Annotated in this window: 22 protein-coding genes; 5 read left to right on the top strand and 17 right to left on the bottom strand. The window is 36.9% G+C overall.

Annotated elements, in window-relative coordinates; translation table 11 throughout:
• Positions 1 to 4: 4 nt before the first annotated feature.
• The 7 genes from BLS02_RS19320 to citZ all read right to left on the bottom strand — a co-directional run bounded on the left by BLS02_RS19320 (position 5) and on the right by citZ (position 7,030).
• Positions 5 to 130 carry a hypothetical protein gene (locus BLS02_RS19320; RefSeq protein WP_281243667.1) on the bottom strand — a complete coding sequence of 42 codons (126 nt, stop codon included), beginning with the start codon at positions 128 to 130 and terminating at the stop codon, positions 5 to 7.
• A gap of 98 nt (positions 131 to 228) precedes the next feature.
• Entirely contained in the window at positions 229 to 1,593 is a 1,365-nt protein-coding gene (pnpS, locus tag BLS02_RS07280) for a two-component system histidine kinase PnpS (protein ID WP_092492349.1), read from the bottom strand.
• A complete protein-coding gene (locus BLS02_RS07275) occupies positions 1,593 to 2,285 on the bottom strand; it encodes a response regulator transcription factor (RefSeq protein ID WP_092492348.1) in 693 nt (230 codons plus the stop codon). The genes pnpS and BLS02_RS07275 overlap by 1 nt, the downstream gene beginning before the upstream one ends.
• Before the next feature lie 380 nt (positions 2,286 to 2,665).
• The gene (locus tag BLS02_RS07270) at positions 2,666 to 3,142 is read right to left on the bottom strand and encodes a MaoC/PaaZ C-terminal domain-containing protein (protein WP_092492347.1); all 477 of its coding nucleotides are present in this window, start codon (positions 3,140 to 3,142) and stop codon (positions 2,666 to 2,668) included.
• 259 nt (positions 3,143 to 3,401) lie between these two features.
• Positions 3,402 to 4,340: a malate dehydrogenase gene (gene mdh / locus BLS02_RS07265; RefSeq protein WP_092492346.1), complete on the bottom strand. Its 939-nt coding sequence runs from the start codon at positions 4,338 to 4,340 to the stop codon at positions 3,402 to 3,404.
• Between the two features lie 157 nt (positions 4,341 to 4,497).
• On the bottom strand, positions 4,498 to 5,769 hold the full coding sequence (gene icd, locus BLS02_RS07260; RefSeq protein ID WP_092492345.1) for an NADP-dependent isocitrate dehydrogenase: 1,272 nt from the start codon (positions 5,767 to 5,769) through the stop codon (positions 4,498 to 4,500).
• Positions 5,770 to 5,914: 145 nt separating this feature from the next.
• Entirely contained in the window at positions 5,915 to 7,030 is a 1,116-nt protein-coding gene (gene citZ / locus BLS02_RS07255) for a citrate synthase (RefSeq protein ID WP_092492344.1), read from the bottom strand.
• 299 nt (positions 7,031 to 7,329) lie between these two features.
• Here citZ and ytvI point away from each other — a divergent pair, with 299 nt between their 5' ends.
• Positions 7,330 to 8,439 (top strand): sporulation integral membrane protein YtvI, encoded by a 1,110-nt coding sequence (gene ytvI / locus BLS02_RS07250; RefSeq protein ID WP_092492343.1) that lies wholly within the window; start codon positions 7,330 to 7,332, stop codon positions 8,437 to 8,439.
• A 6-nt stretch (positions 8,440 to 8,445) separates the two neighbouring features.
• On the opposite strand, the gene BLS02_RS07245 is transcribed toward ytvI, so the two are convergent.
• The 8 genes from BLS02_RS07245 to dnaE all read right to left on the bottom strand — a co-directional run bounded on the left by BLS02_RS07245 (position 8,446) and on the right by dnaE (position 19,916).
• Entirely contained in the window at positions 8,446 to 8,835 is a 390-nt protein-coding gene (locus tag BLS02_RS07245) for an FxsA family protein (protein WP_092492342.1), read from the bottom strand.
• A 375-nt stretch (positions 8,836 to 9,210) separates the two neighbouring features.
• Positions 9,211 to 10,971, bottom strand: coding sequence for a pyruvate kinase (pyk, locus tag BLS02_RS07240; RefSeq protein ID WP_092492341.1), 1,761 nt, complete (start codon positions 10,969 to 10,971; stop codon positions 9,211 to 9,213).
• A gap of 22 nt (positions 10,972 to 10,993) precedes the next feature.
• The gene (gene pfkA / locus BLS02_RS07235; protein WP_092492340.1) at positions 10,994 to 11,953 is read right to left on the bottom strand and encodes a 6-phosphofructokinase; all 960 of its coding nucleotides are present in this window, start codon (positions 11,951 to 11,953) and stop codon (positions 10,994 to 10,996) included.
• Positions 11,954 to 12,580: 627 nt separating this feature from the next.
• On the bottom strand, positions 12,581 to 13,537 hold the full coding sequence (accA, locus tag BLS02_RS07230) for an acetyl-CoA carboxylase carboxyl transferase subunit alpha (RefSeq protein WP_092492339.1): 957 nt from the start codon (positions 13,535 to 13,537) through the stop codon (positions 12,581 to 12,583).
• Positions 13,534 to 14,397 (bottom strand): acetyl-CoA carboxylase, carboxyltransferase subunit beta, encoded by an 864-nt coding sequence (gene accD, locus BLS02_RS07225; protein ID WP_092492338.1) that lies wholly within the window; start codon positions 14,395 to 14,397, stop codon positions 13,534 to 13,536. Before accD ends, accA begins: the two co-directional genes overlap by 4 nt.
• A gap of 120 nt (positions 14,398 to 14,517) precedes the next feature.
• The gene (locus BLS02_RS07220) at positions 14,518 to 15,144 is read right to left on the bottom strand and encodes a FadR/GntR family transcriptional regulator (RefSeq protein ID WP_245736057.1); all 627 of its coding nucleotides are present in this window, start codon (positions 15,142 to 15,144) and stop codon (positions 14,518 to 14,520) included.
• A 24-nt stretch (positions 15,145 to 15,168) separates the two neighbouring features.
• Entirely contained in the window at positions 15,169 to 16,407 is a 1,239-nt protein-coding gene (locus tag BLS02_RS07215) for an NADP-dependent malic enzyme (protein WP_302846739.1), read from the bottom strand.
• A 137-nt stretch (positions 16,408 to 16,544) separates the two neighbouring features.
• A complete protein-coding gene (dnaE, locus tag BLS02_RS07210; RefSeq protein ID WP_092492337.1) occupies positions 16,545 to 19,916 on the bottom strand; it encodes a DNA polymerase III subunit alpha in 3,372 nt (1,123 codons plus the stop codon).
• A gap of 143 nt (positions 19,917 to 20,059) precedes the next feature.
• Between dnaE and BLS02_RS07205 the strand changes: the two genes are divergently transcribed.
• The 3 genes from BLS02_RS07205 (at position 20,060) to BLS02_RS07195 (ending at position 21,229) form a co-directional block, all read left to right on the top strand.
• Positions 20,060 to 20,392: a sporulation membrane protein YtrH gene (locus BLS02_RS07205; protein WP_092492336.1), complete on the top strand. Its 333-nt coding sequence runs from the start codon at positions 20,060 to 20,062 to the stop codon at positions 20,390 to 20,392.
• Entirely contained in the window at positions 20,392 to 20,895 is a 504-nt protein-coding gene (gene ytrI / locus BLS02_RS07200; protein ID WP_092492335.1) for a sporulation membrane protein YtrI, read from the top strand. The genes BLS02_RS07205 and ytrI overlap by 1 nt, the downstream gene beginning before the upstream one ends.
• 145 nt (positions 20,896 to 21,040) lie before the next feature.
• Positions 21,041 to 21,229, top strand: coding sequence for a YtzJ family protein (locus BLS02_RS07195; RefSeq protein WP_342728793.1), 189 nt, complete (start codon positions 21,041 to 21,043; stop codon positions 21,227 to 21,229).
• 31 nt (positions 21,230 to 21,260) lie between these two features.
• Here BLS02_RS07195 and BLS02_RS07190 read toward each other — a convergent pair whose 3' ends face one another.
• Positions 21,261 to 22,208: a DHH family phosphoesterase gene (locus BLS02_RS07190; protein ID WP_092492333.1), complete on the bottom strand. Its 948-nt coding sequence runs from the start codon at positions 22,206 to 22,208 to the stop codon at positions 21,261 to 21,263.
• Between the two features lie 194 nt (positions 22,209 to 22,402).
• On the opposite strand from BLS02_RS07190, the gene BLS02_RS07185 reads away from it, so the two are divergent.
• Complete coding sequence (locus tag BLS02_RS07185; RefSeq protein ID WP_092492332.1) at positions 22,403 to 22,693, top strand: YtpI family protein; 291 nt, start codon at positions 22,403 to 22,405, stop codon at positions 22,691 to 22,693.
• A 432-nt stretch (positions 22,694 to 23,125) separates the two neighbouring features.
• Here BLS02_RS07185 and BLS02_RS07180 read toward each other — a convergent pair whose 3' ends face one another.
• The gene (locus BLS02_RS07180; RefSeq protein WP_092492331.1) at positions 23,126 to 24,433 is read right to left on the bottom strand and encodes a DRTGG domain-containing protein; all 1,308 of its coding nucleotides are present in this window, start codon (positions 24,431 to 24,433) and stop codon (positions 23,126 to 23,128) included.
• Between the last annotated feature and the right edge of the window lie 28 nt (positions 24,434 to 24,461).

Here is a 24,461-nt window from a genome sequence, read left to right as displayed (position 1 = left end):
AAATTTACATCCGTTTTCTCATTTCATTCAATTCATCTTCCAATTTCCGAATTCGCTTCTGCATATTATATATAACAGGCAAGTATGCAATAACTATTATAATGATTACGCCAATATTACTTATGTCCAATTATCATTCTCCTTCACGAATCACTTTATGATAATAGTATAACAAAAAGGGACACGATTGTTCTTTAAATAACTTTTACAGGAAGGCTCAAACTGCTGTTACTTTGGCAAATATACATGAAACGTTGAACCATTGTTCGGTTCACTATCTACCGAAATCTTCCCCTCATGCACTTCTACAATATGCTTAACGATCGCAAGCCCTAATCCAGTTCCACCAGTATTTCTGCTTCGTGCTTTGTCAACACGATAAAAGCGCTCGAATATCCTTGGAATAGCTTCCTGATTAATTCCAATACCTGTATCTGATACCTGAATATGGACTTCATCTTCCGTATCTGTAACCGTTAGCTTTACTTCGCCCTCTTCTGACGTGTAACTTATAGCATTTGTAAGCAGGTTGATTACTATCTGCTTAATCCTTTCTTTATCAGCCTGTAGTGAGATACTATCGCCTACTTCGGCCGTTAACGAAATACCCTTTTGTTCAGCAGATTGTTTTATAATAGGTAATACTTCATCAACTAAATCATTCATATTGAGTGTTCTTCTAACTAACTTAAATTCATCTTTTTCCAGCCGTGATAAAGTTAATAAGTCTTCTATTAAACCCTGCAATCTTGTACTTTCATCGTTAATGATAATTAAGAAATTTTTTAGAGTTTCACTATCATTCATCGCACCATCCAGTAATGTTTCAGCAAACCCCTTAATTGAGGTAATTGGTGTTTTAAGTTCATGTGATACATTTGCAACAAAATCTTTTCGCATCAATTCAAGCTTTTTCAAATGTGTTATATCATATAACACTAGAACAGCACCTTTTAACATGTTACGTTCATTAAATATCGGGGCACCTACAATTTCTATGTATTTTTTATCTACTTCAATTACTTGCGTAAACGATTCCTTTACGTTTTTTTCATACAAAAAAGTTTGCTGTACGGTTTGATGGATTTTTTCGTTATCCAGCACTTCATAATACAGGAATCCATTATAATCATGGGGAACTCCGCCGAACATCGATAGGAATTTCCTATTAACTAAGTGTATATACCCTTTTTCATCAAGTAATACTAGTCCACTTTGTGTATTATCAATTACAGTGGATAATTGTTTTTCCTGCATTTGCTCCTGAATGGCAAATTCACTCAGGTTTCTTGCTAATATATTAATCTTATTACTGAGTTCTGCTACACTTCCACTTGAAGTATGGTGAATACGTGCACGATAATTCCCTTTTACGAGTTCATCAATCGTATTGGATGCCTTTTTTATTGGTTTCATATATTTGTCGTAAACATGAAGCATAATCAACAATAGGATAATATATTCCACTGTTAAGATAGAACCAAGAATAATATATTCATTTGTAAGTTGACTTAAAACAGCTCCCGAAACAAAAACAAGTATTAGAAGCCCCATAATGTATGCAAATAAAGGTCTTGAAAATATAACTTTCATTACTTCGGTTCCTCCAATTTGTATCCCAGCCCCCGAACTGTTTTAATATATGCTGGTTTTTTCGTGTCTGGTTCAATCTTTTCACGTAAATGACTTACATGAACATCGACAATCCGCGTATCTCCAACAAAATCATAGTTCCACACCGCACTTAGCAGCTGATCTCTTGATAAAACTTTATCTTTATGTGCAGCAAGATAATACAAAAGTTCAAATTCTTTCCTGGTAAATGTTAACGTGGTATCATTCATTTCTGCCTCATAACGATCAGGATATATAAATAATTCTCCAATTCGTATTGAAGTAAAATCAGTTTCTTCGGATTTTTGTGATCGTCTCAAGATAGCCTTGATACGAGCTACAACTTCTTTAGGACTGAATGGTTTTGTAAGGTAATCATCTGCACCTAATTCTAAACCTAAAACCTTGTCAAATTCGTCATCCTTTGCCGTTAGCATTAGAATAGGTGTATCGATTTTATTATTACGTAAATGTCTGCAGACGTCCATTCCGTCCATTTCCGGAAGCATCAAGTCCAGCAGAATGAGGTCATAACTAGATTCCTTCGCTTTTTGAATAGCCTGCAGTCCATCATATGCTTCATCTACTTCAAAGCCTGCTTGTTCCACATTAAATTTTAAAAGCGTAACGATTGATGCTTCGTCATCGACAATAAGAATTTTTTTCCTCATCAATAGTCCCCATTTCTATAAAACGTATAATAAATTAATCATACATTGAACTGACAACAATGTGAATATGTTAGCATGTAAAGAATAATTTACAAAGAGCTGTATTTCATTAGGTTCGTTATTCTATTTGATTTTCTGGATAGGAGCTCTATTAAGTTTCTTTTTGGCTGATAAATCCTTTTCATGTTGAAAAGATTAGCCAATTAGAAAACTTAGCATTGTTAATGGGTTCTTTATGAAAGTGTATTTTGCTTTATTAGAACAGCCCTTATACTTTGGAGTGTAAGCCTAAACGGGGGCACTTATGCAATAAGAAAGAATTTATACTTTTTTAACTGCAAAAAAATACTACCACTACAATAGTGATAGTATTCACCTGTTTAAAAGAAGTTTTCAAGAGAAGCACCTGTTATGGATTCAGGCTCGTATGCCGGACATACATGAAGCTTGCCATGTAAAATTTTATCACCTTCAGTATCATATCCGACTACAGATAATGTTATTTGATGGTTTTCCTGATCAATTGCAATTATTTCCAGCGTAATTTTTACTTCCGAGTAATGAAAAACAGGTTTTGGAAATGTCATTTCATGCTGTGTAATATGACTCCCAGGCCCAGGTAAATGCATTGACACAATGGAAGATACTGCTCCAAATAACATAACTGATGGTACGATCGGCTGTTGATAAGCTGTTTGTGATGCATAATCATGTTGAATGTATAATGGATTTGCATCATTTGTTAATCCTAAATATAATAACAAATCTCTATCTTCTATAATATGTGATGCTGTGTAGGAATCACCAATTTGTAAATCGTTAATTTTCTTGCCAAGCTTTCTCTTTTTACCAATCACGTCATCACCCCCATATATGTAAGCGTTTACTATTATACCAAAAAAAAGAAGTTAACGCCATACTATTATAGTTTAACATGGTATTTATAAAAGCGTATTTCACTTTCCTTAATTGCTTAAAAACTTGGCTTCTCGCCAAGCTATAATGGCGAAAAGTCTAGTTGCGCTTATGAGTAAGAAAGGATTTATAGCTTACTTAACTGCTAAAAAAACTTCTTTTTACCTTTATATATGCGTAAAAAGAAGCTTTTACCAGAGATTACTCTAATACATTAAGAACATTTTTAACTGATTCTGCTGATTTATTCAATGCAGATTTTTCCTCTTCTGTTAGGTCTAACTCGATGATATCTTCAATTCCTCTACCACCTAATATCGTTGGAACGCCAAGATAAATATCTTTATAGCCATATTCACCTTCTAAATATGCTATTGATGGGAGTACACGACGTTGATCTTTGAGGATTGCTTCAGCCATTACAGTTAAAGAAGCAGCTGGTGCATAATATGCACTGCCATTACCCAGTAGGCCAACAATCTCCCCGCCGCCTTTACGAGTACGTGCAACTATTTCATCAAGACGCTCTTTTGGAATTAATTTTTCTAATGGAATTCCGCCTGCATAGGAATAGCGGATTAATGGAACCATGTCATCTCCGTGGCCACCAAGAACAAACCCTGTTATATCTTTTACAGAAATGTTTAGCTCCTCGGCAACAAATGTACGAAAACGACCTGTATCAAGTACACCTGATTGACCAATAACACGTTCTTTAGGGAAACCAGATTCTTTAAATGCCGTATATGTCATCGCATCTACAGGGTTTGACAGTACAACAATAATAGAATCTGGAGCATATTTTGCAATATCGCCGGCAACAGATTTCATAATTTTAGCATTTGTATTTACTAAATCATCACGGCTCATACCAGGTTTACGGGCGATACCTGCTGTAATGATTACAAGGTCCGAGTCTTTTGTTTCTTCATAATTTGCAGTTCCGGTAACCTTTGCATCAAAGCCCTGTACAGGACTAGCTTCAAGCATATCCAATGCTTTACCCTTTGTTGGATCTTCCATATCCGGAATATCAACCAATACTACGTCCCCTAGTTCCTTTTGCGCCATCATCAAAGCAGTAGTAGCTCCAGTAAAACCAGAGCCGATAACAGAAATCTTTTTACGTTTGATAGCCATTGTTATTCCCCTTCCAATAAGAAATTTACAATATAGTTACACTTATACAGTATGACAGCAGTTTTACCTTTACAACTGCCAAAATCTATAAACTGCGAACAATACAATAGCCGTACCCGGTCAATAAATATCTGACCGGGTACTTCAACTATTGTTATTAATCCATATTTTTGATTAGTTCATCACCGAATTCAGATGTTTTAACTTCTTTTGCACCATCCATCATTCTGGCGAAATCATATGTTACAACTTTAGAACCAATTGTTTTATCCATTGCTTTTGTAATAAGATCTGCAGCTTCTCTCCATTCAAGATGTTCAAGCATTAATACAGCTGAAAGAATTACTGAAGATGGATTAACCTTATCCATTCCTGCATATTTAGGTGCAGTACCATGTGTTGCTTCAAAAATTGCATGACCAGTATCATAGTTGATATTCGCTCCTGGAGCAATTCCAATTCCGCCAACTTGTGCTGCTAAAGCATCAGAAATGTAGTCACCATTAAGATTCATTGTAGCAACAACATCAAATTCTTTAGGACGAGTTAGGATTTGTTGAAGAAAAATGTCAGCAATTGCATCTTTTACAAGCAATCTTCCTGCAGCTACGGCTTCATCCTGTGCCTTGTTTGCTGCATCTTTACCATCTTTTTCAACTATACGGTCATATTCTGCCCAAGTAAATACTTTATCACCATACTCTTGTTCAGCAACTTCATATCCCCAAGCCTTAAATGCACCTTCCGTATATTTCATGATGTTACCTTTATGTACTAGAGTAACACTTTTACGTCCCTCATTTAGCGCATACTCGATGCTTGAACGAACTAAACGTTTTGTTCCCTCTTCAGATACTGGTTTCACACCAATTCCTGAAGTTTCTGGAAAGCGGATATTGTTAACATCCATCTCATTTTTCAAAAAGTTAATTACTTTTTTCGCTTCTGCAGACCCTTTTTGCCACTCTATCCCTGCATAAATATCCTCTGTATTTTCACGGAAAATGACCATGTCAACATCTTCAGGACGTTTAACTGGTGATGGAACACCGTCAAAATAGCGCACGGGACGTAAACAAGTGAATAAATCCAATTCCTGACGCAAAGCAACGTTTAACGAACGAATACCGCCGCCGATTGGTGTTGTTAGTGGGCCTTTGATTGCAATTTTATATTTATCAATCATGTCAAGTGTGTCTTGTGGAAGCCACTCACCAGTTTTATCATAAGCTTTTTGACCAGCGTAAACTTCAGTCCACTCAATTTCTTTTTCACCGTTATACGCCTTCTTAACGGATGCTTCGATTACTTTTCGTGCTGCAGCCCAGATATCTGGTCCAGTACCGTCACCCTCGATAAATGGAACTATCGGACGGTTCGGAACACTCATCTTTCCGTTCTCAACTGTAATTTTTTCTCCTTGTGTCATAAAAAAATACCTCCTAGTCATCTTCATACATGATTATTTTATCATAAATACACTATGTCTTGGTAACAGCCGATTAGAGTAGCGACCTGTATGATTCAGACCTGACTTAGGGCGTTCACGTACAGGCCCTTATCTCTATCAAGTTCTAGCGATCTTCAATCGGTTTGTAATCTTGTGTTTTTGGACCAATATATTCAGCTCTTGGGCGAATTAAACGGTTGTTATCATACTGTTCAAGAATATGAGCTAACCATCCGGAAACACGGCTTGTAGCAAAAATTGGTGTGAATAAATCATGGTCAATCCCTAGGCTATGATAAACAGAAGCTGAATAAAAATCAACATTTGCCGGGAGACCTTTTTCTTCTTTAATAAAGTCTTCAATTTTCACAGACATGTTATACCATTTTGATTGTCCACTTGTTTTGGTTAATTCTTTTGACATACGTTTCAAGTGTTTCGCTCTTGGGTCACCATTCTTATATACTCGATGTCCCATTCCCATAATTTTCTCTTTGTTTGCTATTTTTTCTTTAATATGCGGAATTGCATTTTCCTCGTCGCCAATATCAGTTAACATTTTCATAACTCGCTCATTGGCACCACCATGTAATGGTCCTTTTAATGCGCCAATTGCAGCTGTTACACCAGAATAAATATCTGATAATGTTGCTACACATACTCTTGCTGTAAATGTAGAAGCATTTAGTTCATGATCAGCATGAAGTACTAAAGCTTTATTAATTGCTTCAACTTCAACATCTTTTGCTTCTTCACCATTTAACATGTACAAGAAGTTAGCCGCAAAGCCTAATTCTTTTTTGGGTTTAACTGGTTCTTTTCCTTGGCGGATACGAGCAAACGCAGTAACGATGGTAGCGATTTTAGCTTGCAGACGCAGTGCTTTTCGCTTATTTGCTGCTTCCTCCATCACATCTGACTCTTCATCATATAATCCAAGTATTGATACTGCAGAACGCAGTGCAGCCATTGGATGAACTGTTGACAAATCATAGGAACGCAAATGATCGATAACAGCTTCAGGTAACTCCATATTGGATGCTAAGTCAGCTTTAAAAGTATCAAGCTCTGATTTTGTAGGTAGTTTTAGATTCCATAATAAATAAACTACCTCTTCAAAACTTGAATTCTCTGCTAAATCGTCAATTCTATAACCAACATATGTTAGTTGATCATCGATAATAGAACTAACCGACGACTGAGTTGCGACAACTCCTTCAAGCCCTTTAGTGGTTGTCATAACAAACCCTCTCCTTTTTCTATTAATTATTCACTGAATTAGAATAAATTAACTATTAATTACATTTGACAATATTCTTACAATATAACATTGTCATCCCCATGAACAATTATAAAGTATTATGAACTCAATGTGAATTGAAACCGATTAAATTCGCCAATAATTTTATATAAGCAAACTATAACATCAGCTCCTTATTCTGTTTTACTACCTTAATTAACTGTTCTATGTCTATTTTTCCATTCTTTATCATATGTAACATAGTAAACGTATGAAATGATGTATATGGAGGGTTTGAATTGTACAAGCATAAACTTTATCAGTTATTAAGGTTCTCCATAGTGATTTTTACCTTTGTAGCTATATATTTTATCCTCCAATTAACAGTTCCATCTTTTTATCCATTCCTTCTTGCGATCGTACTATCATTATTTATGAATCCGTTCGTTACATTTTTGGAAGAAAGAATAAGGATACCACGTGTAATTGCTACTCTTATGGTAATGGTTGTTGCCTTTTTAATTTTGATTGGACTCCTAATTTTTATTATTACGGAATTAATTCAAGGAACAACATACTTAGCAGAGAATATTCCAACTCACTTTCGCACATTTATATTTATTATGGAGGATTTAATAAATGAATACCTCTTACCTTTATATCATAAACTTACTTCATTTTTTCATACATTAAATCCCACCCAGCAGGAAACCATTAGTACTAATTTGAAACAGATTATTAATCAACTTGCTTCATTAGGAACAAATTTCCTGCAGAATATATTATTACAGATTCCAGTCACATTAACTTTATTGCCTGGATCCCTTACTTTATTTATATTTACTATAATTGCAACTTTTATCATCACAAACGATTGGAATAATCTTGTTCAATCATTTAAAAAAATGATACCCGAAACTGTACATGAAACTAGCATGAACATTTGGAATCATTTGCAAAAAGCCATGTTTGGTTTTTTAAAAGCACAATTATTACTCATCTCGATATCAGCCTTCATCATTTTTGTTGGGCTGATTATTCTGAAGGTTGAATATGCATTAACAATTACATTGATAGCTGCACTTGCTGATATTCTCCCACTCGTTGGTACTGGAATCATATTTATTCCATGGATTCTCTATTTATTTTTAACAGCAAACTACTCACTCACTATTTCAATAACAATTTTATATATGATTGTGGTAGTTCAACGGCAACTTTTCGAACCAAAAATATTATCCAGTAATATAGATTTAAATCCACTTGCAGCACTTGTAGCTTTGTTTGCAGGCATACAAATTTGGGGTGTTTCAGGGTTATTTATCGGACCCATTCTATTAATTATTGGCAACGCTTTTTACCAAGCGGGCGTTTTTAATCAGATAGGACAGTTTATAAAAGGTCCATAAATTATTCTACCATTTTCGGTAGATGATTTTTCCTTTGTTTATCCGATCCTTGAAGAATCGTTGAAGCATTAACTTAAAAGGTCCTCTTGTAAACGGAAGAACCAGCGTAAATCCAACAGCATCTGTTATAAAGCCAGGTGAGAATAAAAAAACAGCTCCGACAAAAATACAAATACCATCTACTATTTCATGAGCCGGTACCTGACCATAGCTCATTGACTGCTGTGCGCGATTCCAAGTATCAATTCCTTGATTCTTAGCAATTGTCACTCCTACAACACCGGTAAGTAAAATTAAGCCAACAACCCACCAAGGACCAATAATGCCGCCAATCCAAATAAACACTCCAATTTCCATCGCAGGTAAGATTAGAAGTGCCAGTAACAACCAACGCATAGATTTCACCCTTTCTTACATCCTATGTGTAGAAAAAGAAGGGGTAACCCCTTCTTTTTCTACACTCTATTTCATGTAACTATAATATATAAGACCTGTGAAATAATTATCAACCATTAAAACCCCATTCAGCTTCAACGTACATAACGTACTAGTTCCGATTGCGCCACAAGACGTAGCGTTTTCACGATTCACAGCAACTGATGGACTTCCTTCTTAATTTTTACGATAATTCAACGTCGAATCGATTTCGCTCCTCACATATCCTTTGTCTCATACGGATTTAAAGGAGATCGACTAAAACTGCCACTTTGCGTGGCAATGTCGAGGATCGGGCGCAGTCCATATATCGCTTCACCTCTTCAGCTTTTGAGACTACAGTACACTTGCATGTCCTTTGTATATATCGCCTTTTGCGCCGTCGATCGTAATATCTTCACTATCTTCAATTAGATTGAATACATCTTTAACACCGACAATTACCGGAATTCCAAGACTTAACCCGACAACAGCAGCATGAGAAGTCAAACCACCTTCCTGCGTCACAATTCCACTTGCTTTTTCAATTGCTTCCATCATGTCACGGTCAGTTCCATAAGTTACAAGTATGTCATTTTCACCCAGTCTTTCTATGGCATCCTTAGAATTTTTGGCGACTATTGCTTTACCATATGCGTTACCACGGCCTATTCCTTGTCCTTTAGCCATAACATCACCTATCACATGCACTTTCATTAAGTTAGTTGTGCCACTTTCACCAACTGGAACACCTGCTGTAATAAGAACTCTGCTACCACGCTCAAAGAGGTTAGTACTTAATCCTCTATCAACTGCAATGTCCAGCATTTCATCAGTGGAGCGTGCTTTTTGTCCCATGATTGAATGAACACCCCAAACCAAGGCAAGTTGACAGTTAACTGATTCTGAAAAAGTTACTGCAACTATAGGTGACTTTGGACGATACTTTGATATCATTCGAGCAGTGTGGCCGCTTTCAGTTGGGGTAATAATTGCACCAACAGACAAATTCATAGCTGTGTGTGTGACCGACTGACTAATCGCATCTGTTATTGTCATATCAACGGATTTTGAACGATTAGTTAGTATCATTTTATGATCCAGGCCTGACTCAGCCTTTAAAGCGATGTTACTCATTGTTTGAACAGATTCTACTGGGTAATTTCCTGCAGCAGTTTCCCCAGACAACATGATTGCGTCAGTTCCATCAAAAATTGCATTGGCCACATCAGATGCCTCCGCACGAGTAGGTCTAGGATTACGCTCCATCGAATCAAGCATTTGTGTAGCAGTTATTACCGGTTTACCTGCTGTGTTACATTTCCTTATTAAATCCTTTTGTACTAAAGGAACATCCTCAGGCGGTATTTCCACACCCAAGTCTCCACGAGCAACCATTAATCCATCACTTACTTCAAGGATTGATTCTATATTATCTACACCCTCTTGATTTTCTATTTTAGGAATTATTTGAATCTGTGTAGCATTATGCTTTTCCAATAACTCTCTTATTTCTAGAATATCTGACGGACGACGAACAAATGATGCCGCAATAAAATCTACACCCTGCTCAATTCCAAATTCAATATCCTTTGCATCTTTTTCTGTTATACCAGGGAGGTTCACCTTTACATTTGGAACATTAACACCTTTTTTATTTTTTATCGTACCTGAATTCAATGGTTTAGTTTTAATTTCCTTATTTGAGTAGTCAATTCCGAGTACTTCCAACTCAATTAATCCATCATCCAAAAGTATTTTTGACCCAACATGCACATCATCAATTAGACCTTGGTACGTAACTGAAAAACGCTCTGAATTACCCACTATTTCATCCATTGATACATAAACAGGTTTATCCTCAATTAACTCTGCTTCTCCATTTTCAAAAGAACCTGTTCTGATCTCCGGTCCTTTTGTATCTAAAAGAACAGCAGTTGTTTTCCCTAGCTTTTCCGATGTCTCTTTAACACTTCTAATACGATGCCCATGTTCTTCGTAGTCACCATGGGAAAAATTCAGACGCGCAACGTTCATTCCTGATTCTATCAATTGTTCAAGTATTTCTGTCGACTCAGAAGCTGGTCCAATCGTACAAACAATTTTTGTTTTTCGCATTCTGTTTCCTCCTTCACTGTCGTTATATCGATAATTCTTTCGATAATTGGTACATATCATTATTAATTGTATGTTTTTCTGATAATACTCCTACAATATCATGATCGACAATCTGATTGTTTTGAATCCCGACCATTCTCCCACCTTTACCAGATAGTAGTAAGTCCACTGCCATTGCACCAAGTCGGCTAGCCAAAACTCGATCAGAGGCTGTTGGGGATCCGCCACGCTGAATATGGCCTAAAACAGTTACTCTTGTTTCCAGATTTGTTTCCTCTTGGATACGTTCTCCATATGCAAAGCCGCTGCCAACACCTTCAGCTAATATGATGATACTGTGTTTTTTCCCTCGTTCATGCCCACGATTAAGCCGTAAGATTACATCTTGAAAGTCATCTGATTTTTCAGGAATAAGAATACTTTCGGCACCATCTGCAAGTCCAGCCCATAATGCCAGATCTCCTGCATCCCTGCCCATGACTTCAATAACATATGTACGTTCATGTGAAGTTGCAGTATCACGTATTTTATCAATTGCTTCAATAATTGTATTCAATGCCGTGTCAAATCCAATCGTAAAATCCGTTCCAGGAATATCATTATCGATTGTACCTGGAACACCTATACAAGGGTATCCTTTCTCACTGAGCTTTTGAGCACCTCGAAAACTGCCGTCACCACCAATTACAATCAACCCTTCGATATCATGCTTCCTCAGCTGTTCAATACCTTTTTGCTGGCCTTCATCAGTTTTAAACTCCTCACAACGTGCAGAACGCAATACAGTTCCTCCACGTTGAATTATATCTCCCACAGATCCAACATCCATTTTATCAATATTACCGTCTATTAGACCTTGAAAGCCGTTTTTAACTCCGTATATTTCCATATCATGAAAAATAGATTTTCTTACAACAGCACGAATTGCAGCATTCATTCCAGGTGCGTCACCACCGCTCGTTAATACACCAATTTTCTTCATTCTTTCACCTCATATATTATTTGTTTATTTTTAGAAAACCTGGTATTCGCCAAGCAATAATGGCGAGTGCCTTAGTTGCGCTTTATGCAGTAAGAATGTATTTAAACTTTCTTATCTGCCAAAGATAATTGGAAATAGAAAAATATCAATTATTTAAGCCATATTAAAACAAAAGCGCAAGCGCCTGCTCAGCGCTGCGGGTAGTTCGACGTTGGCGCGCAAAGCGGCGGTCTTAGTCTATCTTCCTTTCCCCGAGATTAGATGAACTTGACTGATCGCCAATGATGGCGAAAGTCAAGATGAATCTTATGCTTGGAAAGCGAAAAGGATACATGAAGAGCGTAAGCTGCCCCACAGGACGTGGGGTAGTTCGACGTTGCCACAGGATGTGGTGGTTTTAGTCGAACACCCTTTATTTCTTATCGTAGACACGGGGAGGGAAGTCCACTAGGCGCTATGCGCTGGCCAGTGAGAACGCCACGTCCTGTGTCGTCAACCGCAATAGTACATCCTGTACTTCGAAGCTGGACGTGGCTGATTCGGGAGTCCAGTTATCCACAGCACTTAAATTTTATAGTTTCCTAAACAATGACTAAAAGGTTGACAATTGTCAACCTCATTAATCGTCTATATCTCTTTATATTCACCAATTTGTTTATATTTTTCCCATCTCTTCTCAAGTAATTCATCCGACTGCAGTACTCTTAATTCTTTAAGGGATTTCTCTAATACATGATTGATATTTTCAGCCTGGAGCTTCACATCACGATGTGCACCACCCTTTGGCTCGTCAATTATTTGATCAATAACACCAAGTTTCTTCAAATCATAGGAAGTAATTTTCATCGTTTCTGCTGCTTTCTTCGCAAGACCGGAATCCTTCCACAATAAAGCCGCTGCTCCTTCTGGTGAAATAACCGAATATGTTGAGTTCTCAAGCATATGGATATGATCTCCAACACCTAATCCCAACGCTCCACCACTTCCACCTTCACCAATGACAATGCAGACAATCGGAACAGTAAGTCCAGCCATTTCCATTAAATTGTGAGCAATCGCTTCACTCTGTCCACGTTCTTCCGCTGCTTTACCAGGATATGCTCCTTTTGTATCGATAAAACTAATAATCGGACGGTTAAACTTTTCCGCCTGACGCATATGTCTTAACGCTTTTCGATATCCTTCAGGGTGGGGCATGCCAAAATTTCGATGAATATTTTCTTTTGTACCCTTTCCACGCTGATGACCAATTACGGTCACAGGATTACCTTGATAAAGTGCTATTCCAGAGACAATGGCAGCATCATCACCATATAAGCGATCGCCATGGAATTCTATGAAGTCTGTAAATATTTCTTCAATATAATCCAACGTTGTTGGCCGTTCCTGATGCCTTGCCATTTGTACACGATCCCATGGCTGCAGATTACCATAAATATCATCTTCCAATATCTCCAGGCGTTTCTCAAGTGTAGTTATTTCTTCCGTTAAATCCATTTCACTATCTTCTGTAAACCCTTTTAACTCAGCAATCTTCTCTTTGAGATTAACGATTGGCTTTTCAAAATCAAGCACTTGTTTCATGAGGTTTCTCCACCCTTTCCATGCATTATAAGTAATGTGGTTAGGAGGGATTTCACTTCATGACGATGAACAACTTTATCAAGCTGGCCATGCTTTAATAAAAATTCAGCCGTTTGAAAATCATCTGGAAGTTTTTCACGAATCGTTTGTTCAATAATTCGTCGACCGGCAAATCCTATTAAAGCTCCCGGTTCTGCGAAATTATAGTCACCCAATGAAGCAAAACTCGCGGAGACACCACCAGTAGTTGGATGTGTCATTACCGAAATCATTAAACCTCCTGCTTCGGAAAATCGCTTAATTGCTATAGAAGTTTTTGTCATTTGCATAAGGCTTAGAACACCTTCCTGCATCCTAGCACCACCAGAAGCAGTAAATATAATTAAAGGCAATGACTCATCTTTAGCATTCTCAATTGCACGAGCGATTTTTTCACCCATTACTGACCCCATACTACCCATTCGAAAACTAGCGTCCATGACGCTGAAAGCTGTAGGTTGTCCGTTAATTGAGCCTTTACCAGTTACCACACCTTCATTAAGCCCTGTTTTAATACGGTCTTTTTCTATTTTTTCCTCATACCCTGGAAATTCTAACGGGTTAGTGGTTGTCAATTGTTTGTCCCATTCTTCAAAAGTACCCTCATCAAATAGACTTCCGATACGTTCCCAGGCTGTTAATGATTGATGATAATCACAATTAGGACAGACATTTACGTTTTTTTGCATTTCTTTTCGATAATATATTTTATGACATCCACTGCATTTCTTCATTAGTCCTTCTGGTACCTCGAGTTTACCCTGTTCACTCGGGATAGAAGCGTATTTTTTTTTCTTCTTACCAAAAAAATCCTTAAGCAAGGTAATTCCTCCTTTTCTAACAAACCCAGACAACAAGCAGGAAGTAAAACCTTCATGTCGTTTTCATATACTATAACGAATAACATCTAAAAAAGGTGTCATAAATCGTCGATAAAATAATTATTTTCTCATTGACAATTTATCAAATAACTCCTCTATCATCTCATAATTCCTTGTTTTATAGAGTTGAATAAGCTCCAGGTAAAATGCTTCTTCATAAGATAGTTTAGCAATAGTATAAGAAAACTCATCCATTAATTGCCACACCTTTGCAAGCAACAAATTATCTGCTTTCTCAAATAAATAGTTAAAAAATGAAACATGCTTCTCAATAGGCTCTAATTCGCTATCATGAATAAAAGTGTGTAATTGATGTATATCATTGTTATTAATACGATGATATGCAATCTTGGCTACTTCTTTTTCCATTACCTTTTTTGCAACCAGCAGATCCTTTTTCGTGTTGTTCTCCTTTAAGATAAATGATGATAGCAATTCAACTGTTTGATATGGGCGATATGTGCTTAAATAAGTGCCTTCACCACGCCTCGTTTCAATTAATCCTAAAAGCTCCATTGCTCTTAATGCTTCTCGAACGGAAGACCTACCTGCCTGTAATTTATCCGTTAGTTCACGTTCAGATGGGAGTTTATTCCCAGGCTCTAAATCGTTACTGTCAATATACTTACGAATTTCCTGTAAAACGCCTTGATATACTTTTTGTTTAGGTGACATGGACACAGCCATGAACCACTCCCTTAAGCATGTGAATTATTTCGTATTAATGTGTGTCAGCTTTCTTGTCTTTTCGGCCACGCTTTCTGGATCAACATGAATTCTGGCAACACCAGACTCCATTGCAGCACGTGCCACACTGGACGCTACAAGAGGTGCCACCCTCGAATCAAATGGAGCTGGAATGACATAATCAGCATTTAACTCTTCTTCAGTTATTAAAGATGCAATCGCTTCTGCAGCTGCAACTTTCATTTTTTCATTAATGCGGGTTGCTCTGACATCTAATGCCCCACGAAATATTCCTGGGAATGCAAGCACATTATTTACCTGATTTGGAAAGTCGGAACGTCCTGTCCCAATTACTTTCGCACCTGCTTCTTTTGCTTCATTGGGCATGATTTCAGGATCAGGATTCGCCATTGCAAAAATAATTGGATCATCGTTCATCTTTTTAATCATGTCCTGCGATAACAACCCACCAACAGAAACACCAATGAAGACATCTGCACCCTCTAACATTTCTTCTAATGAACCTTCTTTATTATCTTTATTAGTCATTTTAGCAACTTGATCTTTTACATCATTCATTCCATAGGATCTACCTTCAAAGATTGCACCTTTGGAATCACACATAATCATATCACGAACGCCGAAGTTGTATAATAATTTTATAATAGCAATACCTGCGGCTCCAGCACCATTCGCTACAACTTTAATTTCAGAGAATGATTTGCCGATTAATTTAAGTGCATTAATTAAACCGGCAACAGTCACTATCGCTGTACCATGCTGGTCATCATGAAATATTGGTATATTCATTTCTTTTTTTAATCTTTCTTCAATAATAAAACAATTTGGTGCAGCAATATCCTCTAAGTTAACTCCTCCGAAAGTTGGTTCCATTAGTTTAACAGTTTGAACAATTTCTTCTACGTTATTTGATGCCAAACAAATTGGAAAAGAATCAACACCAGCAAAGCTTTTGAAAAGTACTGACTTCCCTTCCATTACCGGCATTGCTGCTTCTGGGCCTATGTTACCTAAACCCAGTACAGCAGAACCATCACTTACAACAGCCACCATATTGCCTTTCATGGTATAATCGTATACTGTTTCTTTACGATCATAAATTTCTTTACATGGCTCTGCAACACCTGGTGAATACGCTAAACTTAAATCTCTTGCATTACGAACTGGTACCTTTGATTCCGTGGATATTTTTCCTTTATTCACTTTGTGCATATGCAGTGCTTCGTCTCTTAAGTTAGACACGTGGATCACTCCTTTATGTAGTAGAAATTGTTGTATGTTTATTCATATGGTGGTCTGACCACTTAACTATTTAATTATAACAGATGGGAAAATTGTGTAAAGAAGAAAGAAACGTGACAGCATCCATCAGAACGCGGTTAACTGTCATACCCTTGCAGTTCATCCAATACTACATTATCATCACCAAAATGGTTGCGTAACAATACTAAACATTGATTATTAGGATTAATCAAGTAATCATTTGATAATTGATACGTTGATTTATTCATTTGATGATAGACTATAATTGATGTTCCCCCTTTGTATTCATTTGCTATTTTTTTAATGGTTGTCAATGCATTCTCACTATTTTGCTCAGTTAGTTTAATAAATAATCTTTGTTTTTCATTTAGTTCCCATGCTTCCTCGTCAAACGCTTCAATCCTGGATATAATACATTGTATCTTATCATTTCTTTTTTCAATTTTTCCAGTAAATGTAATGATTGCTTCTTCAGAAAGCCAACGGTGAACATCTCGGTATAAATCCGGAAAAATAACCGCCTCCATATCACCTGTTTCATCACCAATTGTGACAAAAGCCATCGATTCTCCACGTTTGGTGCGGATAGTTTTAATAGACTGGACAATACCAACACTTTTCAGATTTTTCTTCCCAACCAATTTTTGCGCCCTGGTCACAGATACATGGTCATATGCTGTCAGAATACTGCGGTATTTTTTCAAAGGGTGACTGGAAACATAAATACCAAGCAATTCTTTTTCGTCACTCAGTTTTTTCATTAAACTAAAATCCTCTATATCGACATAATCAGCTTCCAAGTCAAGCTTTTCCTGGAATAGGTTTGATTGGTCAGTAAATTCCTTAAATAACTCTCCTTGCTCCATAGCCTGATCTATCGACGCCAAGAGACTTGCACGATTCCAATGAAATTCATCAAAAGATCCTGCCATGATAAGCGTTTCTAGTGTTTTTCTATTGATTAACTTTAAAGAAACACGTAAACAAAAATCAAATAGACTTTTGAACGGCCCTTCTTTTCTAACCCTAATAATTTCTTTAATAACCTGATTTCCAATACCTTTGATAGAATGTAGTCCCATTCTTACACTGTCTTGCTCGACAACATATTTGCCAAAGCTTTTATTAATTGCAGGTCGTGCTAAAGTTATCTCCATCTCTTTTAGTTCCTTCATATATAGATGTAACTTATCCTGTTGACTGGCAACAGAACTTAACAACTCTGCAAAGAAACTCTCAGGGTAATGCGCTTTTAAATAAGCAAGCTGATAAGAAATCCTGCTATATGCAACAGCATGGCTCCGGTTAAAACCATAATTTGAAAATTTTACAATCCACTTAAATATTTCATCAGCGACATTTTCTGTATAACCATTCTTTAAACATCCCTGAATAAAAGCCTCTCTTTGCTGTTCCATAATTGTTTGTTGTTTTTTACTTACAGCTCTACGTAAAATGTCAGCCTTACCTAATGAGAACCCAGCAATCTGATGGGCGATTTGCATAATCTGCTCCTGATAAATTAATACGCCATACGTTTTTTCTAAAATAGGAGCAAGGTCGGGGTGTGGATAATCAACCTTTTCCTGTCCATGTTTTCGATTAATGTAAACAGGTATATTTTCCATTGGACCAGGTCGATATAAAGCATTTACAGCTACAATATCTTCAAATGATGTTGGACTAAGTCTTGTTAGAACCTGCTTCATCCCCTGTGATTCAAGCTGAAAGACACCATTCGTTTTCCCTCTTTGCAACAATGCATATGTACTAGGGTCTTCATCCGGTATTTCGGTTAACTGGATAGTTTGCTTGGATGTATATTTAATTGTTTTAATGATCCGTTCCAGTAGTGTTAAATTACGCAACCCTAAAAAGTCCATTTTTAATAGGCCAATTGCTTCCAAGTCATTCATGGGAAATTGAGTTAAACTTGTATCATTTGCCCCTAATGTTAACGGCACATCTTCAACTAATGCTTCGTCGCTTATTACGACACCAGCAGCATGTGTCGAAATATGTCTTGGCAGGCCCTCCAACTTTGTTGCTATGGCAAAAAGTGCCTTCAGTTTAGTTGATTGCTTTATGTATTGCTGCAAATCAGGTGAATCCTTTACATACTCTACTATGGTGTTTTTGGCCTGAACAGGAATTTCTTTTAACACAAAGTAGGCATCCTGCTGGTCAATTCCTATAGTCTTAATCAGTTCGCGTAACAATGAACGGGCTGCAAACGTACCAAATGTTATAATCTGAGCAACGTGTTCCTCACCATATTTATTTCGCACGTAATCAATCACTTCGTCACGTCGATGATCAGAGAAGTCGATATCAATATCAGGCATTGTTACACGTTCAGGGTTTAGAAACCGTTCAAATAATAGATCATATTTAATTGGATCAACTTCTGTAATTCCAAGTACGTAAGCAACTACAGACCCAGCTGCTGATCCACGCCCAGGTCCTACTAAAATGTCATTCATTTTTGCATATGCAATAAAATCCCATACAATTAAGAAGTAATCACTGAACTGCATTGATTGAATAGTATTTAATTCATATCTTAAACGTTCAGCAATTTTGTCTGTAACAAATTCATATTTTTGTTCGGCATTAATCCAACACATTTTCTCAAGATATGTATGAGTATCCAGCTGATCTGGAACCGGATAAGATGGTAACATTCTTCTTTCGAAATCAAACGTAACATTACACTTATCTTTAATTAAATCAGTTGTAGTAAGTACTTCTGGCCAAAACGATTTAAAAAGTTGTTCCATTTCAGTGGCTGATCGTAAATGGCGTTGTTTAATAGTGGGGTCGGTTATTTGAAGTGACCATCCTCTATCCATTTTTATTGCTTGTAAACAATCATATGCAATATCATCTTTTTCATCCAAATACCTAACATCATTCCAGGACACGACAGGAATATGGTAAATTTCATGGAAAGCTTTAAGTGAATTGTTAAGCTTTCTTTCTTTTTCCAATCCATGGTCTTGGATACCAATATAAAAGTCATCCGAGTGAAACATATTCCAAGTTTCCTCTAAATACGACATAACCTTATCATGTGTTTGTGTTAATAAAAGAGATTCCATCTTGTTATTTACAGTTGGTAAAATGCAAATCAAATTACTGCTGTATAATTCAAGATCAGACTTTTCGATGCTTGCCTTCTTGGATAACTGTATATGTGTGCTAATTTTTGTAAGGTGCTTATAACCTTGGTTGTTTTTAGCCAAAAGGACGCACGTTTCTGTTTCATCTTCGGCAGCAGCTACTTCCACCGTCATTCCAATAATAGGTTTAATTCCATTAGCTATACAAGTCTTATAAAAAGGGATAGTGCCATATAAAACATGCTCGTCTGTAAGTGCTAGTGCATCAAATTGCAGTTCTCGTGCTTTATCAACCAGTTTACTAATTGTTATGGTACTATTCATAAGGCTGTAACCACTTCGTACCTGTAAATGCGTAAATGACATACTATCCCACCTCTCTACCATTATTATAGCTAAACTATTCAGAATCTGCATCAAATTTCAATTGTATCCCATCGTGCATAATAACATATCTTGTCCACACCAATCATACAATGAAAGGAGTAAATTCATGAGGAGCGTAAATAATGGAGGAACGATTTATAGCTCAATTTATACATTGTTTTTTTATAGCCTTTGGCGTAATTATCGGCGGTGCAATTATTGGTAGCATGGGTTCGTTTGCAACAGGAGATGCTCCGTTCACCTCGATAAGCCGTATTGCTAAAAGCTTGCGAATCTGGGCAGTTGTTGCCGCAATTGGCGGAACATTCGACGCAATCGCCAATTTTGAAAAAGGAATCTATGATGGATCCACCCTAGACATGGTAAAACAAGTCTTACTTATTTTATCTGCGATGGGCGGGGTAAAAACAGCTATGATTCTAATTGGATGGCTAATTCAGGAGGATGTAGGCTAATGCATATTCCACCATATCATAAAAGAAAAGGATGGCAGCGATTTCTCGTCGGAACATTCATTGGAGCAATTGTCGCTTATTTTATTTTTGTCTATATGCATGGGTATATGTATGAACAGCTACTAGGTGAAAACAGGGAACTTAAATCAAAGGTAAACGAATTGGAAAATCAAAATGAAGCTTTATTAAAGGATAAACAGGATCTGGATGAAAAATCAAAAGAAGCGTTAACAGTTGAATCAATCGAAATTAATATAACAAACCAGGAAGAACTTCGTCTTGATAGACTAATAATACATGACCTAGAAGAATTAATGAAGAAAGAGATTGAAGATATTATTGGACAGGACGTAACCATAGTTTCCGAAAGTTCCGAGCTATTAGAAGCAACAATACAAAACAAGAATTTTAAAGTAGATGATTTCACTTATAATTTTGTTGTACAGAAAACAGTTATTTCACAGACAGTAAAAATAACAGTAGAGGCAAAAATTTCCAATTAACTATGAACATTTAATGAAATATCATAAATTTTGTGGCAATTTCATCAGGAACAAAATACAATTAAAGTAGAAGTAAAGTCATTTTAAAATCCACTTTCATATAATAACTTACTTTAATGAAAGGAGCTGGATTAAATTGCTTATTATGAATCCTAGACACATTCGCGATGAGAAAATTGCCCAATTAAAAGAAGGACGCACTGCATATGCTGAATCTGATGAGCTTATTCGACTAATGAAACGTTCTATTGAACGAGACAATCTTCATGTACATTACGATCAAACAAATATAGGGTGCTGGTTTATACCATTGCCAGAAAGTAAGAGCAGTTAGAACAAAAGTGCTAATATCAGCACTTTTGTTTTTATTTTGTATAAGCTAAGCAAGCTTTCTCCAAATCATCGATAACACTTTTCGTTTCATCCCAACTGTTTACAGATGCACCTGCGGCCATAGGATGACCCCCGCCATTATATTTTCCGGCAATCTCATTAATTATCGGACCCTTTGAGCGTAATCTAACACGAATAAGGTCTGTTTCTTCAATGAAAAATGCCCATGCTTTAATTCCTTCAATTTCACCAAGAACACCTACCAATTGACCTGTATCTGAGGGGTCAACTTGAAATTCATTGAGAATATCCCTTGTCAGTTTTATCGTGCTCATACCTGAAGAAGTTAATTGAAAATGTTGCAGGATATACCCACGCAGTCTGGCAATATTGTCTTTTATACTATAGAGACCATCATAAAGACTTGAGCGATCAAAGTTATACGTAACTAGTTCGGCTGCATGCTGAAATGTTTTTTGCGATGTACTTGGAAACAAAAACCTTCCTGTATCACCAACTATACCAGCATATAAGAGACGAGCAGCTTCATCATTTAACTCAAGTCCTTCATTTATCCCATACAAAAACAAATCATAGATCATTTCGCTAGTGGAACTGGAGGTTGTGTCCACCCACATTAAATCTCCATACTCATCCACATTTGGGTGATGATCAATTTTAATTAGCATTGAACCGAGTTCATATCGCTGATCACATATACGAGCTGCATTGGCAGTATCACAAACAATTACAAGTGCGTTATTATATGTCTCATCACTTATTCCATCCATTCTAACCAAAAAGTTTAATGAAGGCTCCTCTTCACCAACAATAAAAACATCTTTCTCAGGAAATGCCTGTAAAATTATTTCCTTTAAACCTGCTTGTGAACCATATGCGTCCGGGTCTGGGCGCACATGACGATGAATGATGATTGTCTCAAATTCTTTAATTGATTGAATAATTTTTTCCAGGCTCATTTATTTGGCTCCTATCTTGGCAGCTAAGAAAATATAACTATTTTCTTACTGCATAAGTTCAACTAAGGCTTTCGCCATTATAGCTTGGCGATAAGACAAGTTTTCTAATCACATAAAATATGAAAGTTTATACTTTCTTAACTCTTAAAAACAAGCTACAATAAATAAAGACATTAAAATTAGGAGTAGATTATATGATTATTTTTCCAATTATCATCGTGCTCTCGCTTGTTTTTTATGTATACTACAAAGTCGCTATAATGAAGACTAGCGATAAGTTAACCCAAGCATATTTTAACGCAAAATCGCGTATAAGTCTTGGGAGTTTTCTATTCTTCTTTGGTGTTAACCAATACATATTCTATCAAACACAAATCTCATTGTTTATCGGAATTGTATTTCTAGTACTAGGCGGATTGCAGCTTAATCTAGGTTTTAGAGAAACAAAACATTACCGCAAAGAATGGAAACGAATAAATGCATAATAATGGAGAAGCTGACTAAGACTTAGTCAGCTTTTTACATTGTCTTGGAAACTATAAAATTTAAGTACTGTGGATAACTGGATTTCCGAATCAGCCACGTCCTGTGGCGTACTCACCGGCCAGCGCCTAACGTCTAGTGGACTTCCCTCCCCGTGTCTACAATAAGAAATAAAAGAAGTTCGACTAGAACAACACATCCTATGGCAACTTCGAACTACCACACGTTCTGCGGGGCAGCTTACGCTCTTCGTGTACCCTTTTCGCTTTCCAAGCATAAAATTCATCTTGACTTTCGCTATTATTGGCGATAAGTCAAGTTCATCTAATCTCAGGGAAAAGGAAGTTCGACTAAGATCGCCTCTTTGCGCGGCAACGTTGACCCATCCGCGATGCGTGGGCGCAGTCCATACCGCGAGCTTGCGCTTTTGTTCTTTAACGGTCAATTAATTGTGCCATTAACAGTCCTTTTCCAACCATTTTCTTTCCATTATAAACTTCTACATCTATTTTAGCATAAATTCTACCTGCTTCTAATAATTCAGGTTTGATTATTAAATTACTGTCTATTTGTACTGGCTTAATGAAGTATACTGTGAGATTCTCAACAACCAAGTCACCTTTTTTAATATGTCGCAACACTCTGCTGCTCGCTTCTGTCATTAATGCGGTGAAAACACCATTTGAAAGTGTTCCAAGTTGATTTGTCATCTGTGGGGTGACGTGCGCCTGGAAAATTGTCTCGTCCCCCTCAATTGCCTGTAAATTTCTTGAGACTACATCATCAATAGTTTCGCCAACTTGTGGCTGACGCTGAATTTGCTGTAATGCCTTTAATACATCCTGACGTGACACCACACCTTTAAGTTTTTGGGATGCATCAACAACTGGGACAACTTCTATTCCTTCCCAAACCATCATATGGGCAACATAAGCTAGCGATGTTTTGTCCTGGACGACAATTGGATTTTTAGTCATAACTTTCTCAATTAAGATATTTTGATCCTTTCCAATTATATCTTTGGACGTTATCATTCCAGCTACACGTTCTTTTTCATCAACCACTGGATATCTAGTATGGGTTGACTTGTCGTTTAATTCATACCACCGCTTCAATTTATCTTTAGCATATAAATAATAGGATTGGTTAGATGGTGTATATATATCACCTACGAAAACTATTTCTTTTTTAATCAATTGATCATAAATTGCTCTGTTGATCATCGCTGCAACCGTGAATGTATCATAACTAGTAGACATGATAGGCAATTCTTTTTCATCAGCTAATTGCTTGATATCATCATTCGTATCAAATCCACCAGTTATTAATACAGCCGCTCCTTCACTTAATGCTAATTCATGCGCTTTCACGCGGTTCCCTACTATTAATAGTGACCCTGCTTCAGTATAGCGCATCATGGCATCAAGCTGCATTGCGCCAATAACGAATTTACTTAATGTCTTGTGTAACCCTTTCCGACCACCCAGGACTTGTCCGTCAACGACATTGATTACCTCAGCAAATGTTAACCGTTCAATATTTTCCTTCTTCTTACGCTCAATCCGAATTGTGCCAACACGTTCAATGGTACTAACCAGTCCTTGATTCTCAGCATCCTTTATCGCTCGATATGCTGTACCTTCACTTAGATTCAACGTTTTGGCAATTTGTCTCACAGAGATTTTATGTCCGATTTCCAATGATAATATATGTTGTAAAATCTGTTCATGTTTTGTTGTCATTTCCGTTCACCGACTTTCAACTGTACTA

The sequence above is a fragment of the Virgibacillus salinus genome (assembly GCF_900102415.1).
GTDB lineage: Bacteria > Bacillota > Bacilli > Bacillales > Amphibacillaceae > Lentibacillus > Lentibacillus subterraneus.
This window is presented reverse-complemented; position numbering and strand designations above follow the sequence as displayed.

Excerpts from the sequence above, each read along its gene's own strand:
- mdh (WP_092492346.1), bottom strand. The coding sequence starts at position 4,340 with ATGGCTATCAAACGTAAAAAGATTTCTGTTATCGGCTCTGGTTTTACT.
- citZ (WP_092492344.1), bottom strand. The coding sequence starts at position 7,030 with ATGACAACCACTAAAGGGCTTGAAGGAGTTGTCGCAACTCAGTCGTCG.
- BLS02_RS07185 (WP_092492332.1), top strand. The coding sequence starts at position 22,403 with ATGATTATTTTTCCAATTATCATCGTGCTCTCGCTTGTTTTTTATGTA.
- dnaE (WP_092492337.1), bottom strand. The coding sequence starts at position 19,916 with ATGTCATTTACGCATTTACAGGTACGAAGTGGTTACAGCCTTATGAAT.
- icd (WP_092492345.1), bottom strand. The coding sequence starts at position 5,769 with ATGACACAAGGAGAAAAAATTACAGTTGAGAACGGAAAGATGAGTGTT.
- BLS02_RS07245 (WP_092492342.1), bottom strand. The coding sequence starts at position 8,835 with ATGCGTTGGTTGTTACTGGCACTTCTAATCTTACCTGCGATGGAAATT.
- BLS02_RS07180 (WP_092492331.1), bottom strand. The coding sequence starts at position 24,433 with ATGACAACAAAACATGAACAGATTTTACAACATATATTATCATTGGAA.
- BLS02_RS07275 (WP_092492348.1), bottom strand. The coding sequence starts at position 2,285 with ATGAGGAAAAAAATTCTTATTGTCGATGACGAAGCATCAATCGTTACG.
- BLS02_RS07220 (WP_245736057.1), bottom strand. The coding sequence starts at position 15,144 with ATGGCTGTGTCCATGTCACCTAAACAAAAAGTATATCAAGGCGTTTTA.
- BLS02_RS07195 (WP_342728793.1), top strand. The coding sequence starts at position 21,041 with ATGAATCCTAGACACATTCGCGATGAGAAAATTGCCCAATTAAAAGAA.
- pyk (WP_092492341.1), bottom strand. The coding sequence starts at position 10,971 with ATGCGAAAAACAAAAATTGTTTGTACGATTGGACCAGCTTCTGAGTCG.
- accA (WP_092492339.1), bottom strand. The coding sequence starts at position 13,537 with ATGAAACAAGTGCTTGATTTTGAAAAGCCAATCGTTAATCTCAAAGAG.
- pfkA (WP_092492340.1), bottom strand. The coding sequence starts at position 11,953 with ATGAAGAAAATTGGTGTATTAACGAGCGGTGGTGACGCACCTGGAATG.
- ytrI (WP_092492335.1), top strand. The coding sequence starts at position 20,392 with ATGCATATTCCACCATATCATAAAAGAAAAGGATGGCAGCGATTTCTC.
- pnpS (WP_092492349.1), bottom strand. The coding sequence starts at position 1,593 with ATGAAAGTTATATTTTCAAGACCTTTATTTGCATACATTATGGGGCTT.
- BLS02_RS07190 (WP_092492333.1), bottom strand. The coding sequence starts at position 22,208 with ATGAGCCTGGAAAAAATTATTCAATCAATTAAAGAATTTGAGACAATC.
- BLS02_RS07205 (WP_092492336.1), top strand. The coding sequence starts at position 20,060 with ATGGAGGAACGATTTATAGCTCAATTTATACATTGTTTTTTTATAGCC.